Origin of the sequence: Weizmannia sp. CD-2023, from assembly GCF_036225245.1 — a bacterium.
GTDB classification, from domain to species: Bacteria; Bacillota; Bacilli; order Bacillales; family Bacillaceae_C; genus Weizmannia; species Weizmannia faecalis.
Genome location: NZ_JARTJQ010000085.1, coordinates 1 through 16,893, shown reverse-complemented (window position 1 = coordinate 16,893; position 16,893 = coordinate 1). Strand labels below are relative to the sequence as shown.

Below are 16,893 nucleotides of genomic sequence, written 5' to 3'. Positions count from 1 at the left end.
TAAGTGGAGGGTAGTTCACACGGAACGGCAATCCGGAATTTGGATTGGCTGGCCATCACCATTAGTCTATACCCGTCCAAAATTTCTATTAACCGGTATGCCCGGAAAAAAGTTGGAAGGCGTTACGGCAGCTCATTCAGGAAAAAGACGGATAATGTGCCCGGCCCGGCGTGCGACCCGATCACGGCGCCGATCGTGTTGATTAAAAATTGTTTTGTGCCGAAACGCGCTTCAATCAGCTGTTTCATTTCTTCCGCAGCCGCTTCATCATCGCCGTGGCAGATGCCGACCAGCTGGTGTTCAAGGTCCGTGCCGCGTTTTTCCATGATATCGAGCATACGGTGCAGCAGTTTTTTCCGCCCGCGGATTTTTTCAATCGGAATGAGCTTCCCGTCTTCTACATCGAGGATCGGTTTAATATTCAGCAGGCCGCCGAAAAATGCGCTTGTTTTCGATAGCCTGCCGCCTCTGGCAAGAAAATCAAGATCGGCGACTGTGAAAATATGCTCCATATGCTTGCTGCGGAATGCGGCATCACGGACGATTTCCTCTTTTCCTGCCCCGTTTTTTCGTAAATCGGCGGCTGCTTTTACAACGAGGCCGTAACCGATCGAAGCACATTTCGTATCGAGTACCGTTAAATCAAGATCGGGACAGGCTTCTTTCACTTGTTCGGCGATCATGGCCGCGGTTTGGTACGTTCCGGACAGCTCGGACGAAAAAGCCAGGTAAATGCCGGTGTCCCCCGATTTGGCAAGATCGGTAAAAAGTTTTTCAAAATATTGCGGTGACGGTTGCGAAGTTTTTGTACCCACCCCCGCACGGATCAAACGGAACACTTCTTTCGGGTCAATGCCGACTAGGTCGTCATAGGATTTGTCCTCTACATAAACGGTCAACGGAATCAAGTGTACATGGTTTTCTTTGAAAAAAGACAGCGGCAAGTCGCTGGCACTGTCAGCAAAAATTTGAATGCCCATCGTTTTCACCCTCACAATCAGTTCTGTCTTTAGTTTACCGATTTTCCTCGTTTTGCACAATTTCCAAAAGAAAATAGCTGCCGGGTTTCGGCAGCTATTCCAATTTTCCAAGTTCCTGTTGCATATCGCGCAGCTGTGCTTTTTCTGCAAGTGTCGTGTTGGCATATGCACTGGATAAAGCATTTTTCGCTTTTTGAACCATTTCATTCTTTTCTTGTTCCGTTCCGAAAGCAGCCGTCTCTTTCGCCAGTTCGACAAATTGCCTGGCCTCTTGAAACAGTCGGTTCGCCATTATAAAATGCCTCCCGGAATGCCTTCTTCGCTCCTGTTCGCTTCTGCTTCGGCCAATGTGGAGTGATACGGGAAACGCTCGCTATACTTCTTCACTGCATCTTTTCCCTGATGGACAAAACGTTTCGATTTGCTGCTTCTGCCCAAACGAAACACCGCCTTTACGGGAAGGGTGCACGGGGGTGCCGCGCCCGTTTATAGTGTTGGAATTCCCGGCGCTGATTATGCGTTTTTCATGAGATGGCTTTCAAATTCAGCGCTTCTTCAAGAAAAATGCCAATGCCGTCTTCCGTATTGGAAAGGGTGATTTCATTTGCGATTGTTTTTAAGGCCGGAATGGCATTTCCCATCGCAACCCCCGTCCCCGCGTATTCAATCATTTCCAGGTCGTTGTCTTCATCCCCGAAGGCAATGATCCTTTCTTTCGGAATCCCGTATGCGTCGGCGACTTTTTTCACGCCGGCCGCTTTATTCAGCCCGGCTTTAATGATCTCGATGATATGCCACGGAGCCCCCCAACGCCTGTGGTCGATCACTTCGGCATGGACGTCGCTTAAGTAGCTGCGGATCGACGGCACGTCTTCCTTTGCTGCATGGATCAGCATGGACGTTGGTTCATCTCTTAAAAAGCGCATTAAATTTCCGGTTGTGACATGCGGGTTTCCAATTTGAAAAATATTGAGCAGTTTTTCGTCGTGATAATGGAGGTACACCTCATCTTTCACTTCTGCTACAATATTATACAGCCGGAAATCGCCACATGTTTCAACGATCGATTTTGCTACTTGAAGCGGCATCGGTTCATGATAGATGCCAAAGCCCGTATTTTTCGGATGGTGGACAAAAGCGCCGTTAAAATTGACAATCGGCGTATCGAGTCCAAGTTCTTCATAATACGGCTGGCTGGAGCGGAAAGGGCGGCCGGTAGAGATGATGACCTTATGGCCGGCTTTGATTGTTTTTTGCAGAACGGATTTTGTTTTCGGGGAGATGGTCTTTTCATCATTTAACAATGTGCCGTCAAGATCCAATGCAATTAAATAAGGTTGAGGCATTTGAATTTCTCCTTTTTCTCGAAATGATTCAGTTTACATGCAATTTTCGTGATGATCCATTATACTAAATAATATAACATTTTCCCAGCTTAAAAACCTGCTGTAAAGCATTTTTATCTTGCATACCGTTTTGTTATGATAGTTACGGAGGAGGTTTGAAAACCATGGATGAAGCATTGAAAGAAAACATTATGGGCGCGCTTGAACAAGTGATTGACCCGGAAATTGGCATAGATATTGTAAACCTCGGGCTTGTGTATGATCTCGACCTAGATGAGGAAGGCTGCCTGACGGTGACCATGACCCTGACCGCAATGGGCTGCCCGCTCGCGGGAATTCTCGTTGACCAGGTGCAAATGGCGGTACAGGACATTCCTGAAGTGAAGGACACCCATGTCAATATCGTCTGGAACCCGCCGTGGACAAAAGACCGCATGTCGCGTTATGCCAAAATTGCGCTCGGAATTAACTGATTAAACAGCCCCCTCTTCGCCGTTGTATTTTTTGGCTGGAAAAAATAAGCGCTCATGCTTTAACAAGATCAGCCCAAACTAATGCTGACGATAAAAAAAGGGGGCGTTACTTTGGGGCAAAGCAACCTGTTTCACCCCGGAAGCAAAGCACCGAATAATGGGGTTTATGTAGAAGTTGGCGAAAATGGCGACCCGGTCGTAAACCCGAAAAGCGCCCATCTCCACAGAGGCGACCGCTTTCCGGAAACAACGAACGATGCCCGCCATTGGAGGCGCAAACGCAAACCTTAAAATCAAAACGGGGAGAAATCCCCGTTTTTTTGCTGCCGTCAAAGGAAAAACGGTAAAATAAGGACAGGTGCCCGCGCCGCGTTAAACGGTACGCGCCATTCGGAGGTGGAATGGATGGATATCAACCGCATGACTTTTACGGTACAGGAAGGGTTGGCGGAAGCCCAGCAGCTGGCCGCTCAAAAACATCACCCGGAACTCGATATTGCCCATTTATGGAAAACGTTAATGGAAAAGCCGGACAGCCTGCTTCCTGAGATATATAACGGCCTTGGCTTAAGCAAGGAAGAAATTGGAAAAATAGCAGATGGGATTCTCGCGAAAAAGCCGGAAGTGACCGGGCAAAGCGCGCCGTATTTGTCTGCGGCGCTGATCGAGCTGTTCAGACTCGCGGAAGAAGAAATGCGCGCGCTCCAGGACGAGTACATTTCGGTTGAACATCTGGCCCTTGCTGTCATGGATGTCGAACACGATGACCTGTCCCGGTATTTGAAAAGCAGGATCACGAAACAGCAACTGCTTCAGGTGATCAAAAACATAAGGGGGAATCAAAAAGTGGCCTCGCAAAACCCGGAAGCAACCTACAATGTTTTAAAAAAATACGGCACTGACCTTGTTGAAGCCGTTAAAGCCGGAAAAATCGACCCTGTTATCGGCCGGGATGCGGAAATCCGGAACGTCATCCGGATTTTATCACGGAAAACGAAAAACAACCCTGTTCTGATCGGCGAACCCGGCGTTGGGAAAACGGCCATTGTCGAGGGGCTTGCCCAGCGGATCGTCAGGAAAGATGTCCCGGAAGGCTTAAAAGACAAAACGATTTTTTCACTCGACCTCGGGGCGCTTGTTGCAGGCGCCAAGTTCAGGGGGGAATTTGAAGAACGGCTGAAGGCGGTATTGCAGGAAATTAAAAAAAGCAACGGGCAGATTTTGCTGTTTATCGATGAACTGCACACGATTGTCGGCGCCGGCAAAACAGAAGGGGCAATGGATGCCGGCAATATGCTGAAGCCAATGCTTGCCCGTGGTGAACTGCACTGCATCGGCGCGACGACCCTGAACGAATATCGGCAGTATATTGAAAAAGATGCGGCCCTCGAACGCCGTTTCCAGCAAGTGCTCGTCCAGGAGCCGGATGTGGAGGATACGATTTCGATTTTAAGAGGGTTAAGGGAACGTTTTGAAATCCACCACGGCGTCCGCATCCATGACAAAGCGCTTGTCGCTGCAGCAACATTATCAAACCGTTATATTACCGACCGTTTTTTGCCGGATAAGGCGATCGATCTTGTCGATGAAGCCTGCGCAAACATCCGTGTTGAAATGGATTCTATGCCGACGGAACTCGATGAAGTGACAAGGCGTGTCATGCAGCTGGAAATTGAAGAAGCCGCTTTGCAAAAAGAAACGGATGAAGCAAGCAAAGCCCGCCTTGGCATTTTGCAAAAAGAGCTTGCCAATTTGAAAGAAGAAGCGAACCGGATGCGCGCCAAATGGCAGGCTGAAAAAGCGGAATTGCAAAAAGTACAGGAAAAACGGGAATTGCTTGAAAAATACCGGCGCGATCTTGAAGAAGCGGAAAACCGGTATGATTTGAACAAAGCGGCTGAACTTCGGCATGGCAGGATTCCGGCCGTTGAAAAAGAATTAAAACAGCTCGAACAGCAAATGGCGGAAAAAGAAGGCAGCGGGCGGATTTTGCGCGAAGAAGTCACAGAAGAAGAAATTGCAGCGATTGTCGCGCGCTGGACAGGGATCCCTGTGGCAAAACTTGTGCAAAGCGAACGCGAAAAACTGCTAAAGCTGGAAAGCATTTTACATGAACGCGTCATCGGCCAGGATGAAGCTGTCCGCCTTGTCAGCGACGCGGTTCTAAGAGCCAGAGCCGGCATGAAAGACCCGAACCGCCCGATCGGATCCTTTATTTTTCTCGGCCCTACCGGCGTTGGGAAGACAGAACTTGCCAAAGCACTGGCACAGCATTTATTTGACGATGAAAATCATATGATCCGAATCGACATGAGTGAATATATGGAAAAATTTGCGGTCTCGCGGCTGATCGGGGCGCCACCGGGATATGTCGGCTATGAAGAAGGCGGCCAGCTCACTGAAGCGGTGCGGCGGAAACCGTATTCCGTCATTTTGCTGGATGAAATTGAAAAAGCCCACCCGGAAGTGTTCAATATCTTGCTCCAGGTGCTCGATGACGGCCGTATCACTGATTCACAGGGACGGACGGTTGATTTTAAAAATGCGATCGTGATCATGACGTCAAATATCGGGTCGTCCTATTTGCTCGATATCAAAGGCGATGACATCAGCGAAGAGACGAAAAATGCGGTGATGGCACAGTTGCACGCGTCGTTCCGGCCCGAATTTTTAAACCGGATTGACGATATCATCTTATTCAAGCCGCTCACGCTGGAAAATATGATGGGCATCGTGGATAAAATGATGCACGAATTGGCTGCACGCCTCGCTGAACAATCGGTCGGGCTTCAGCTGTCCGATGAGGCGAAAAAATGGATTGCGGAATCGGCCTATGATCCGGTGTACGGGGCACGGCCGTTGAAAAGGTTTATCCAGCATCAAATTGAAACGAGGCTTGCAAAAGAAATCATTGCGGGAAAGGTGAAGCCGCATCAAACCGTCACGCTTGATGTGAAAGACGGCGCGCTTCAAGTGACAACCGAATCATGATGAAAAAACCGGGAGGCACTTTGAATCAGCGCCTCCCGATTTCCGGTGAGGGGTGTTTTGATTTAATGTTCGGGACTTGTGTTTTTCGGCAATGCTGCATTGACAATAAATGCAGCAGCGGAAATGACAAGCGACATAATGGCCATCGTTTTCATGCTGTAATGCGAGTTTGACATGGCACTGCCAACGTAGCCGAGCATTTGGCTCAGTAAAAACACCCAAAAAATCGTTACGATGTATTTCATACTTTCACCCCGATTGAAAAACACTTTTTAAATCACCCTTTATCTTATCACAGCCGCAGCCATTGGAAAAGGGGAACCCGGTTGCCGCGGATGAAATTTTTCCCGAAGGCTGGAACGAAAAATGGGCACAGCGGCCTTTTGTCCGTTTTGGATCGTCCGGAAGTATCTTTACGGCGGGAAAAGCATATGCTTGAATAAAGATGAATGGAGGGCCGGCCATGAATCAAGCACTTGTCATTGGTGCCGGGGCGTTCTTCGGATTTGAGCTGTGCAAGGCACTGCTTGATGCGGGGTATCCGGTTATAGCGGCTGATCAAGAAACGGATCCCGGGTTTTTGTTGGAAGAAAGATGGATGGAAATCGGAAGAAATGCCAATTTGGATTACCAGCCTCTGAGCCGGTTGTCGCCGGAAAAATGCACATGCTGCATTCCGGTATACGATTATTATGTCCGGGATGCCCGTGAAGATTTACAAGATGCATGCCGCTTTTTAGAACCGTTTAAAGCGCAAATCGAACGTGTGGCACTCATTCTTCCAAACCATCTGGCGGTTGCGGAACAGGCAGAATGGGTTCCCGGCGTGCTTGGCGATTGCGCACGCATTACCTTTTTTGTTCCGGCACTGTTCGGCCCCGGTCAGCCCGGGAGCCTTGCTTTTTCCCAAATGATTAACGGGAATACGGAACCGGACTTGAAATATGACGACAGCGATGCCCTTTTTGCAGCAGATGCCGCAGTGGCCATTGTCTCCGAGCTTGAAAAAGGGGAAACGGGGAAAGCCTTTTATTTAAAAAGCCCTGACGGAAACGGATGGGAGCCTGTCGCCCGGTTTTTAACGCAGGATACAGGCAGCCCCACGCTTCCTTCGTGCAGGCTTGAGGCAAAAGGTGAACTGGAACCGATGATCGTCCGGCCGTCCGTTTCCTGGCAGGCCGCGATTCAACAGCAAATCGCCTGTCAACGGAAGAACAGCTAAAGAACGCTAATCTTCCTTTTCAAAATGGGAAAGCCACTTTTCAAAAACCGGCGTGATTTTCCGGAACAACGGCTTAAACTCCTCGAAAATGCCAACGACTTTGTCAGCTTGATCCAGCAACGCTTCCATATCCACATTCCGGAAAAAAGAAAGGTCAAACAAGCCGCCGTTTATTTCTTCATCTGCTTCTTCCTGTCCGGTCCCGGGCGGCTCTTGCCGCTTTTGCGGGAAAAACATCCGGTCGAAAGGGTGGATTTTTTCATGTTCTTCCATTTTTTCACTTCCTTTCCTTCTTTTTTGCCAGGATGAGGGCGGTCCGGATCTATGATCAGCATATGACAGAAAAACTGAATCGGCTTGCATCAATGGCCCGGATCTTATAGCGGAGGAAAACAAGCACCATGCGATCCGCGCGGCCCCGCCCTATTGGCAGCACGTTTTTTTATCCCGCCATTGTGGGATGGCCCGTATTTTCTTCTATTCGTGACAAGCAAACAGGGCTTTGTTATAATTAGGAGCAGGTCATAATATTGTGCGATAAGGAATTATGCCGCTTTGATTATTTTAGTGAAAGAAGGAATGCAAAATGAATGCTGGCATTATCGGTGTCGGAAAATATAATCCTGAAAAGGTTTTAACAAATGCAGACTTTGAAAAAATGATGGACACGTCGGATGAATGGATCCGGACGAGAACCGGGATTGAAGAACGGCGGATTGCAGCGGATGATATGGAGACTTCCGATATGGCATATGAAGCGGCTGTAAAAGCGGTGAAACATGCAGGCATTTCCGCGGAAGAGCTCGACTTAATCCTTGTTGCGACCGTGACGCCGGATCAGCCGTTTCCGACGGTCTCCAATATTTTGCAGGACCGCCTCGGCGCAAAAAAAGCTGCCGCGATGGATATCAGTGCGGCCTGTTCCGGTTTTATGTACGGGCTTGCGACGGCCAAGCAATTTATTGAGACGAAAACGTATAAATATGTTTTAATTGTAGGTGTTGAGAAATTATCCAAGATCACGAACTGGGAAGACCGCAGTACGGCGGTGCTGTTCGGCGACGGGGCGGGCGCAGCGGTTGTCGGCCCGGTATCGGAAGGCAGGGGCATCCTTGCTTTTGAACTCGGTTCGGACGGTTCAGGCGGAAAATATTTGTATGAAGATAAAAGTGGCCATCTTGTCATGAACGGTCGTGAAGTGTTTAAATTTGCCGTCCGCCAAATGGGCGAATCGAGCGTGCGCGTGATCGAAAAGGCCGGCGTCAGGAAGGAAGACATCGATTTCTTAATTCCGCACCAGGCCAATATCCGAATCATGGAATCTGCGCGGGAAAGGCTCGGCCTGCCGGTGGAAAAAATGTCGAAAACAATCCACAAATACGGGAATACTTCGGCGGCATCCATACCGATTTCATTGGTGGATGAACTGGAAGAAGGAAAGATCAAAGAGGATGACCTCATCCTGATGGTCGGCTTCGGCGGCGGACTGACCTGGGGAGCCGTACTGATCAGATGGGGAAGATAACACGCTTAAATGCAGCATACAGATTGTAAGAAACACGGTCTTCTTATACCAGGAAAAGGAGATGGCATAATGGAAAAAAGAAGAGTGGTTGTTACGGGAATCGGGGCTGTCACGCCGGTCGGAAATGACGCGCGGACAGCCTGGGAAACTGTGCTGGACGGGAAATCCGGCATCGGCCCGCTGACAAGGCTGGATGCGGATCAGTTTCCGGCAAAAGTGGCAGCTGAAGTGAGAGACTTTAACATCGAAGAATTTATTGAACGAAGAGAAGCCCGCAAAATGGACCGTTTTACCCATTATGCGGTTGCATCTGCACTGATGGCGGTAAAAGATGCCGGACTTACGATCAACGAACAAAACGCAACTCGTGTCGGCGTCTGGATCGGTTCCGGAATCGGCGGCATGGAAACATTCGAAAACCAGTTTGAAGTATTCCAAAAGCGCGGATACCGGCGTGTGAGCCCTTTCTTTGTACCGATGATGATTCCGGATATGGCAGCAGGCCAGGTTTCGATCATTCTTGGCGCAAAAGGGATTAACTCCTGCACCGTCACGGCGTGTGCAACGGGAACAAACTCAATCGGGGACGCCTTTAAAGCGATCCAGCGCGGCGATTGCGATGCTATGATTGCAGGCGGGACGGAAGCGCCGATTACAAGAATGTCGTTCGCGGGATTTTGTGCCAATACAGCGCTGTCCACCAATCCGGATCCGGAAACGGCAAGCCGCCCGTTTGATTTAAACCGGGACGGGTTTGTCATCGGCGAAGGCGCCGGCATTTTGGTGCTTGAAGACTTAGAACATGCTTTAAAACGCGGAGCCAAAATTTATGCGGAAGTGGTTGGCTACGGGTCAACCGGGGATGCCTACCATATTACTGCGCCTGCGCCTGGCGGGGAAGGCGGCGCGCGCTCGATGCAAATGGCGCTTGATGATGCTGGCCTTGCCCCGGATGAAATCGGCTATATTAATGCCCATGGGACAAGCACGCCGTATAATGATAAATACGAGACAATGGCGATTAAAGAGGTTTTCGGCGACCATGCTTACAAACTGGCCGTCAGCTCGACAAAATCGATGACAGGCCATCTGCTCGGGGCAGCAGGCAGCGTGGAAGCCATTTTTACTGTGCTTGCGATCAAAGAAGGCATTGTTCCGCCAACCATCAATATTCAAACGCCTGATCCGGAATGCGATTTGGACTATGTTCCGGATAAAGCGCGCAAACAGGAGCTGAACGCAGCGATCAGCAATTCGCTCGGTTTCGGCGGACACAACGCAACCCTTGCTTTTAAAAAATACGAAGCCTGATCCAAAAGGGGTATCCCGGTTAAAATGGGATACCCTTTTTGCATGGAAACGAAACCAAATATTGCGAAACGTTTTTCAAGGATCACGTGCTAGAAAAGCCGAGTCGCGAAAAGGGGATGGAACATCACATGCGGTTCCGATAACGTTTTGGCATGGGGATCAAAGGGTGCGGACAGACTCCCGTGCTGGCGGTTTCAAAAGTGTGATTTTTGCGGGCGGAAAGATGAATTTACAGGGGAAAAAACGCATTCCGGGATGTGCGGCAGTCTGCTCTGGCTTTTGAAAAATTTATTTTCTAAAATCCGGTCTTCCGCAATAAAATAAAGCAAACGGGAGGGGGAACCGGCGATGGGGATCATTCGGACGGATGTGTGGATGGAAGAAGCTTTCTCAAAACCGGAGCTGTTTTTAGAAACAATCAAACAGGGAAGGGAAGATCCGGAAGATTTTTATCGCTACTTGCAGCGTTTCGGCATGTACCGCCCTTCAAGGCAGGCAGAACAGATTTTTACTGCGTTGAAAAAAGCGGATGCCTGGGAGAAAATCGGGGAGTATCATGCAAAATACAAAAAGCTTTGGAACGGGCCAGATCCGGACATTTACATTTTTCCAGCCAGGAATGGAAACGGTTTCAACTTTGGCCGCAGCCGCGGAAAATCGGGCGTAACACTGCCGGGTGCCGTTTTTTTATTTCTTGCACCGGTTCGGGACCGGAAAGAATGGGAAGCGCTGTTTGTCCATGAATACCATCATGCGGCAAGAATGAGCAGGTTGAAAAAACCGCTGCGTGATTATACTTTGCTCGATTCCCTCGTGTTTGAAGGGCTTGCTGAACATGCCGTGCTCGAGTATGTCGGAGAAGAATATGTATCGGAAACATCAAAACGCTATTCCGAAAAACAGAAAAAACATGCGTGGCAACAGTTTTTCAAAAAAAATCTTGCAGCCGGAAAAGAAGAAAAAATTCATGATGACCTTCTTTTCGGCAGAAAATACGTCCCGCCGATGATGGGATATGCGCTCGGATACCATTTGATAGAGAAGTATAAAACGGCCCATTCTTTTTCTACAATAGCAAATCTCGGCCGCCGTTCCGAAATATTTGCAGAAGGAATGTTTACCAACCCGGCGGAATCCTGAATCCATAAAGTGCCAAAAAAAATACAAATATAATTTTAATTGAAAAAGCCATTGCGTTTCTTTTAGTTTTGTAATATTATCTAAACAATAGATTAATAAGATTTTAATCTATTTTCGATGTTTTCTACTTTTAAGAAGGGAGGTTTGCATATTGGAAAAACCGCTGCTTTTGCAAATTGAGGATTTGACTGTTTCTTTCCAAATCCAGGATACATACTATCCGGCAGTCGACCACGTCTCCTTAACCGTCAAAGAAAATGAAGTGGTGGCGATTGTCGGGGAATCCGGCTGCGGAAAAAGCGCCCTTGCCCTGGCCGTAATGGGGCTGCATCCGGAAGAAAAGACAAAAATTGAAGGACGCATTCTCTTTAACGGGCAGGATCTCGTGCCGCTCGGGGCAGGAAAACTGAATGAAATCCGCGGGGCGGAAATGGGCATTATTTTCCAGGATCCATTGACCGCGCTGAATCCGCTGATGACGGTCGGGCGGCAAATAGAGGAAAGCATGGATTACCATACCAGGCTATCCGGTTCCGAAAAGAAAAAGCGGACGCTTGAATTGTTAAACCGGGTCGGGATCCCTTATCCCGAAAGGACGTATAAGCAATACCCGCATGAGCTTTCCGGCGGTATGAGGCAGCGGGTGGTGATTGCCATTGCCATTGCCTGCCAGCCGTCGCTTGTTATTGCGGATGAACCGACAACAGCGCTCGATGTCACGATCCAGGCACAAATTATGGATTTGCTGAAAGATTTGCAGCGCCAGATGAAGACGGGCATTATTTTAATTACCCACGATCTTGGCGTCGTTGCTGAAATGGCCGACAGAGTGGCTGTCATGTATGCAGGCGAAATTGTCGAAATTGCGGATGTTACAACACTCTTCAAAAATCCGTTACATCCTTATACCCGTTCTTTGCTGAATTCAATCCCGTCCGCAACGGAATCGAAAGAAAGGCTGCATGTCATCCAGGGCATCGTTCCTTCACTGAAGAACCTGCCGCGCTCGGGATGCCGCTTTAAGTCAAGGATTGGCTGGATCAGCGACGCGGCGCATGAAGAAATTCCGGTTCTCCGCGAAGTGGAAAACGGCCACTGGGTGCGCTGTACCTGTTATAAACATTTTTATTTCCCGGACGAAAAGAACACGGAGACAGGGGATATGTATCATGCCACTTCTTAAGGTTGAAAATCTGAAAGTCTATTATCCGGTACGGGGCGGGTTTTTCCGCCGGGTGGTCGACCATGTAAAAGCGGTCCATGATATCAGTTTCGAACTGCAGCCTGGAGAAACGTACGGGCTTGTCGGGGAATCGGGCTGCGGCAAAACGACAACGGGCAGGACGATCGTCGGGCTTAACAGGGCAACTGAGGGCAAAATTGTGTTTGAAGGCACCGATTTGGCGCGGCTCAGCCGCAAGGAATTTCAACATTACCGGAAAGATATCCAAATGATCTTCCAGGATCCGTATTCTTCCCTGAATCCGAAAAAGCGCGTGGCGGATATTATTGCCGAACCGATTCGCAATTTTGAGAAACTGCCCCGCGAACAAGAGCGGGAAAAAGTCCGCGAAGTCATGGAAAAAGTCGGCCTGAGCCCGGACTCCATGTTTAAATACCCGCATGAATTTTCAGGCGGGCAGCGCCAGCGGATCGGAATTGCCCGGGCGCTGACATTGAACCCGAAACTGATTATTGCGGATGAGCCGGTCTCCGCCCTTGATGTTTCTGTCCAGGCCCAGGTGCTCAATTTTATGAAAGACATCCAAAAAGAATTCGGGCTCACCTACCTGTTTATCAGCCATGACCTTGGCATTATCCGTCATATGTGCGACCGGATCGGCATCATGTACCGGGGGCGTTTTGTGGAAGAAGGGACGAGCGATGAAATTTACGAGAATCCGCAACATATCTACACAAAACGGCTGCTGTCCGCGATTCCAAACGGAGATCCGGAAAAAAGAACAGCACAAAAACAGTATCGGGAAAAAATCAACAATGAATTCCGGCAGGCTTTCAGGGATTATTTTGACGAGGAAGGGAAGCCGTACCATCTCAAGCCGGTTTCGCCGACCCATTCCGTTGCACTGCCGTAAAGAGGGGGCACAGTTATGATTAAATTTATATTGCGCAGAATTCTCATCATGATCCCTCAATTAATTATTTTGAGTATTTTAATTTTCATGCTTGCAAAGGCCATGCCCGGCGATGCGCTGACCGGCCGGCTGGCGAGCAATCCGAAAATGGATGTCCAGACGCTCCATGAAATGAAAGACAAGTTGGGGCTGAATGATCCGGCTTATGTGCAGTACGCCCGCTGGGTGAAAAGTCTCTTCAAAGGCGATCTCGGCATCTCTTACATCCACCAGCAGCCTGTAACAGAACTGCTTGTCGGACGGTTATGGAACACGATTTTGCTGTCGGCGGTGATTCTGATCCTGACGTATTTGATCGCCATTCCGCTTGGGATCGTGGCCGGGAGATGGACGGATTCATGGGCGGATAAGCTGATAACCGGTTATAACTATCTCAGTTATGCAACCCCGTTGTTTATCTTTGCATTGATTATGCTGTTTGTGTTCGGTTTTGTCCTGTCATGGTTTCCGACAAGCGGCAGCGTCAATATCCAGGCCCGTGACGGCACGTTTGAATATTACATGAGCAAGGCTTACCATCTGATTTTGCCGGCCTTATCCGGATCCCTGCTCGCAACGGTGGGCACGATCCAGTATTTGCGGAATGAAATCATCGATACAAAAATCAAAGATTTTGTAAAAACAGCGCGGGCAAAAGGCGTGCCTGAGTCCAAAGTGTATACGCGCCATATTTTGAGAAACTCGCTTTTACCGATCGCCACTTTTTTCGGTTATGAGATTACCGGATTAATCGGCGGGTCCGTCATTTTGGAATCGATATTCGGTTATCCGGGGATCGGGCAGCTGTTTTTGCAATCCATTATGCAGCGCGATTACAGCGTGGTCACGGCGCTCGTGATGATTTCCGGCGTGGCGACTTTGTTCGGCACATTATTATCAGATATTATTTTAAGCGCTGTGGATCCGCGTATCCGGATTGAGTAACGGGGGGTGAGAGGATGAAAGCAGTCATTTCAACACAACAGCCCGCAACTGCCGAAACAGAAAAAAGCCCGTCCGGATTTTCGATTATCTGGCGGGAACTGATCAAAGATAAAATGGCCGTTATCTCCATGATCGTGCTGGGGCTGATTCTAGTTACAGTTTACGGCATGTCATTGATTTTAAACGAAAATGAGATTGTAAAGGTTGACCTTTTATCCATTTACGCTCCGCCCTCAGCTGAACACTGGCTCGGCACCGATTACGGCGGCCGGGATATATTCGGACAACTGATTATCGGTGCAAAAAATTCGTTTACAATCGGGCTTGCGATCACATTGATTACCGGTGCGATCGGGCTTGCGGTCGGATTAATTGCCGGTTACTTCGGCGGGATCATTGACAATATCATCATGAGAATCATTGACTTTATTCTTGTCCTACCGTTTCTCATGCTCATCATTGTCCTCGTGACAATCGTACCGAAATATAATGTGTTTTCTTTTATTCTCATTATGAGTGCATTCCTTTGGGTCGGAAAAGCGAGGTTGATTCGCTCCAAGACACTGGCGGAAAGGGAACTTGACTATGTCAGTGCTTCCAAGACGCTCGGCACGCCTGACTGGAAAATTATCCTTTTCCAGGTTCTGCCGAATTTGAGCTCGATTATTATCGTGAACTTGACGATTAACTTGGCAAGCAATATTGGCATTGAATCGAGCCTGACCTATCTCGGCTTCGGGTTGCCAGAAAGCACACCGAGCCTTGGGACTTTGGTTAGTTACGCCACAAACCCGGATGTGCTCCAGCATAAATGGTGGATTTGGTTACCTGCATCGCTCCTGATTCTGGTGATGATGCTGTGTATAAATTTTATCGGCCAGGCGTTAAAACGCGCAGCCGATGCAAGACAAAGACAAGGATAAAAAAGAGGGGGCTTAGCAATGAGGAAAAGAAAATGGTCAAGCGTATTCAGTTTGCTGGTGATGCTCGTATTGGTGCTGTCAGCCTGCAACAATTCACCGAGCAGCGGAAGCAAAGAAGACAAGGCAGTGAAGACGGAAGATTTAGCAAGCAAGTTTCCGACTACCGTCAAAAACAATAAAAAAGCCATTGACGGCGGGGTTCTGAATTACGGCATCGTTTCCGATACGCCGATTGAAGGAACATTCAACCTTGCTTTCTACGAAGGGCAGCCGGATTTTGAAGTCATTAAATTTTTTGATGATTCGCTGTTAAAAACAGACAGAAACTATGAAATTACGAATGGCGGCGCCGCCACGTACAAATTGTCCAATGATAACAAGACAATGACGATTAAAATCAAAGACAATGTCAACTGGTCTGATGGAAAGCCGGTAACCGCGGAAGATCTCGAATTTGCATACCTGGTCATCGGCAATAAAGACTATACCGGCGTGCGCTATGGCGATGCTCTGTTTCAAAACATCGTCGGCATGGATGAATACCATAAAGGAAAAGCCAAGAACATTTCCGGTGTTAAAGTGATCGATGATAAAACAATTTCCATTACCTGGAAGAGCGCCAACCCTTCCGAAAAAACGGGCGTCTGGACGACACCGCTTCCGAAACATTACTTAAAAGATGTGCCGATCGCAAAAATGGCGCAGTCGGACAAAATCCGTTTACATCCTTTAGGCTTCGGCCCGTTTAAAGTTAAAAAAGTGGTTCCAGGCGAGTCTGTTGAACTTGTCAGGAATGACCATTACTGGGCAGGAAAACCGAAACTAAAAGGTGTAGTCATCAAAGTGGTCAATCCGAAAGTGGTATTGCAAGCTTTGAAAAAAGGCGAGATTGACTATGCTGCCTTCCCGGTAGACCAATACGAATCCGCTAAAGGCGCGAAAAACTTCCAGCTGCTCGGCACGATCGATCTGGCTTACAGCTATATCGGATTTAAGCTTGGCCACTGGGATGCAAAGAAACAGGAAAACGTCATGGATAACCCGAAATTCCAAAATAAAAAACTGCGCCAGGCGATGGCGTATGCGCTCGATAACAAGTCTGTCGGCGAGAAAATCTACCACGGGTTGCGTTTTCCGGCGACCACTTTAATTCCGCCATCTTTCCCGGAATGGCATGACAAGTCTGCGAAAGGGTACAAATATGATCCAAAAAAAGCAAAGAAACTGCTTGATGAAGCCGGTTATAAAGATGTGGATAAAGACGGGTACCGCGAAGATCCAAACGGCAAAAAATTTGTTATCAATTTCCTTTCCATGAGTGGTGGGGATACAGCCGAGCCGCTGGCAAAATTCTATATGCAATGCTGGAAAGATGTCGGCTTAAATGTGAAGCTTGTAAACGGCCGCCTTGCCGAGTTCAACTCTTTCTATGACATGGTGCAAAAAGATGACCCGAAAGTGGATATCTTTTCGGCTGCTTGGGGAACGGGTACCGATGTGGATCCGTATGGCTTGTACGGGCGGAACGTAATGTTTAACTATACCCACTTTGTCAGCAAGAAAAATGATGAACTGCTGGAAAAAGGACATTCTCCGAAAGCTTTTGACACAGCATACCGCAAAAAGGTTTACAATGAATGGCAGGAGTATATGAATGAGGAAGCGGCAGTCATCCCGACCGTTTACCGCTATCAATTGTATGCAGTGAACAACCGCGTGAAAAACTTGTCCGTATACCCGGATGAGACAGGTACGGATTGGAGCAAGGTAAGCCTTACATCCGAAAAAGCGGACACCCAGGAATAATCAATGAAGGCCCTGCCAAAGGCAGGGCCTTTTTCGTTTCCGGCTTGGCGGGATTGGAGAAGGCGGGGCGTCTTTTGAACGCATATTCCGCACGTA

At 48.5% G+C, this 16,893-nt stretch carries 18 protein-coding genes; 12 read left to right on the top strand and 6 right to left on the bottom strand.

The window, feature by feature from the left end; translation table 11 throughout:
* Positions 1-122: 122 nt before the first annotated feature.
* The 4 genes from P9687_RS13235 to P9687_RS13220 all read right to left on the bottom strand — a co-directional run bounded on the left by P9687_RS13235 (position 123) and on the right by P9687_RS13220 (position 2,326).
* On the bottom strand, positions 123-980 hold the full coding sequence (locus P9687_RS13235) for a DegV family protein (RefSeq protein ID WP_035189801.1): 858 nt from the start codon (positions 978-980) through the stop codon (positions 123-125).
* Between the two features lie 94 nt (positions 981-1,074).
* Positions 1,075-1,272, bottom strand: coding sequence for a DUF3813 domain-containing protein (locus tag P9687_RS13230; protein WP_013858766.1), 198 nt, complete (start codon positions 1,270-1,272; stop codon positions 1,075-1,077).
* On the bottom strand, positions 1,272-1,418 hold the full coding sequence (locus P9687_RS13225) for a hypothetical protein (RefSeq protein WP_019721806.1): 147 nt from the start codon (positions 1,416-1,418) through the stop codon (positions 1,272-1,274). The genes P9687_RS13230 and P9687_RS13225 overlap by 1 nt, the downstream gene beginning before the upstream one ends.
* Before the next feature lie 86 nt (positions 1,419-1,504).
* The gene (locus P9687_RS13220) at positions 1,505-2,326 is read right to left on the bottom strand and encodes a Cof-type HAD-IIB family hydrolase (RefSeq protein WP_035189799.1); all 822 of its coding nucleotides are present in this window, start codon (positions 2,324-2,326) and stop codon (positions 1,505-1,507) included.
* Between the two features lie 164 nt (positions 2,327-2,490).
* Between P9687_RS13220 and P9687_RS13215 the strand changes: the two genes are divergently transcribed.
* The 3 genes from P9687_RS13215 (at position 2,491) to clpB (ending at position 5,790) form a co-directional block, all read left to right on the top strand.
* On the top strand, positions 2,491-2,799 hold the full coding sequence (locus P9687_RS13215; RefSeq protein WP_014095750.1) for a metal-sulfur cluster assembly factor: 309 nt from the start codon (positions 2,491-2,493) through the stop codon (positions 2,797-2,799).
* Positions 2,800-2,910: 111 nt separating this feature from the next.
* Positions 2,911-3,090, top strand: a complete 180-nt coding sequence (locus P9687_RS13210) for a YjzC family protein (protein WP_017550192.1) — start codon at positions 2,911-2,913, stop codon at positions 3,088-3,090.
* Positions 3,091-3,204: 114 nt separating this feature from the next.
* Positions 3,205-5,790: an ATP-dependent chaperone ClpB gene (gene clpB / locus P9687_RS13205; RefSeq protein ID WP_035182059.1), complete on the top strand. Its 2,586-nt coding sequence runs from the start codon at positions 3,205-3,207 to the stop codon at positions 5,788-5,790.
* A 62-nt stretch (positions 5,791-5,852) separates the two neighbouring features.
* Here the strand turns inward: clpB and P9687_RS13200 are convergent, their stop codons facing one another.
* Entirely contained in the window at positions 5,853-6,035 is a 183-nt protein-coding gene (locus P9687_RS13200; protein ID WP_017550190.1) for a YjzD family protein, read from the bottom strand.
* A 218-nt stretch (positions 6,036-6,253) separates the two neighbouring features.
* On the opposite strand from P9687_RS13200, the gene P9687_RS13195 reads away from it, so the two are divergent.
* A complete protein-coding gene (locus tag P9687_RS13195) occupies positions 6,254-7,012 on the top strand; it encodes an NADP-binding protein (protein ID WP_035189798.1) in 759 nt (252 codons plus the stop codon).
* A 6-nt stretch (positions 7,013-7,018) separates the two neighbouring features.
* Here P9687_RS13195 and P9687_RS13190 read toward each other — a convergent pair whose 3' ends face one another.
* On the bottom strand, positions 7,019-7,285 hold the full coding sequence (locus P9687_RS13190) for a hypothetical protein (RefSeq protein ID WP_014095745.1): 267 nt from the start codon (positions 7,283-7,285) through the stop codon (positions 7,019-7,021).
* A gap of 313 nt (positions 7,286-7,598) precedes the next feature.
* On the opposite strand from P9687_RS13190, the gene P9687_RS13185 reads away from it, so the two are divergent.
* The 8 genes from P9687_RS13185 (at position 7,599) to opp4A (ending at position 16,797) form a co-directional block, all read left to right on the top strand.
* Entirely contained in the window at positions 7,599-8,537 is a 939-nt protein-coding gene (locus P9687_RS13185; protein ID WP_026683757.1) for a beta-ketoacyl-ACP synthase III, read from the top strand.
* Between the two features lie 69 nt (positions 8,538-8,606).
* Positions 8,607-9,848 carry a beta-ketoacyl-ACP synthase II gene (fabF, locus tag P9687_RS13180; RefSeq protein ID WP_026683758.1) on the top strand — a complete coding sequence of 414 codons (1,242 nt, stop codon included), beginning with the start codon at positions 8,607-8,609 and terminating at the stop codon, positions 9,846-9,848.
* A gap of 348 nt (positions 9,849-10,196) precedes the next feature.
* The gene (locus tag P9687_RS13175; RefSeq protein WP_035189794.1) at positions 10,197-10,988 is read left to right on the top strand and encodes a DUF2268 domain-containing protein; all 792 of its coding nucleotides are present in this window, start codon (positions 10,197-10,199) and stop codon (positions 10,986-10,988) included.
* Between the two features lie 151 nt (positions 10,989-11,139).
* Complete coding sequence (locus P9687_RS13170; protein ID WP_035189791.1) at positions 11,140-12,171, top strand: ABC transporter ATP-binding protein; 1,032 nt, start codon at positions 11,140-11,142, stop codon at positions 12,169-12,171.
* Positions 12,158-13,084: an ABC transporter ATP-binding protein gene (locus tag P9687_RS13165; protein ID WP_013858777.1), complete on the top strand. Its 927-nt coding sequence runs from the start codon at positions 12,158-12,160 to the stop codon at positions 13,082-13,084. The genes P9687_RS13170 and P9687_RS13165 overlap by 14 nt, the downstream gene beginning before the upstream one ends.
* Positions 13,085-13,099: 15 nt before the next feature.
* The gene (gene opp4B / locus P9687_RS13160; protein ID WP_328228727.1) at positions 13,100-14,068 is read left to right on the top strand and encodes an oligopeptide ABC transporter permease; all 969 of its coding nucleotides are present in this window, start codon (positions 13,100-13,102) and stop codon (positions 14,066-14,068) included.
* Positions 14,069-14,082: 14 nt separating this feature from the next.
* Entirely contained in the window at positions 14,083-14,991 is a 909-nt protein-coding gene (locus tag P9687_RS13155) for an ABC transporter permease (protein ID WP_017551883.1), read from the top strand.
* Between the two features lie 18 nt (positions 14,992-15,009).
* The gene (opp4A, locus tag P9687_RS13150; protein WP_035189788.1) at positions 15,010-16,797 is read left to right on the top strand and encodes an oligopeptide ABC transporter substrate-binding protein; all 1,788 of its coding nucleotides are present in this window, start codon (positions 15,010-15,012) and stop codon (positions 16,795-16,797) included.
* Positions 16,798-16,893: the final 96 nt, after the last annotated feature.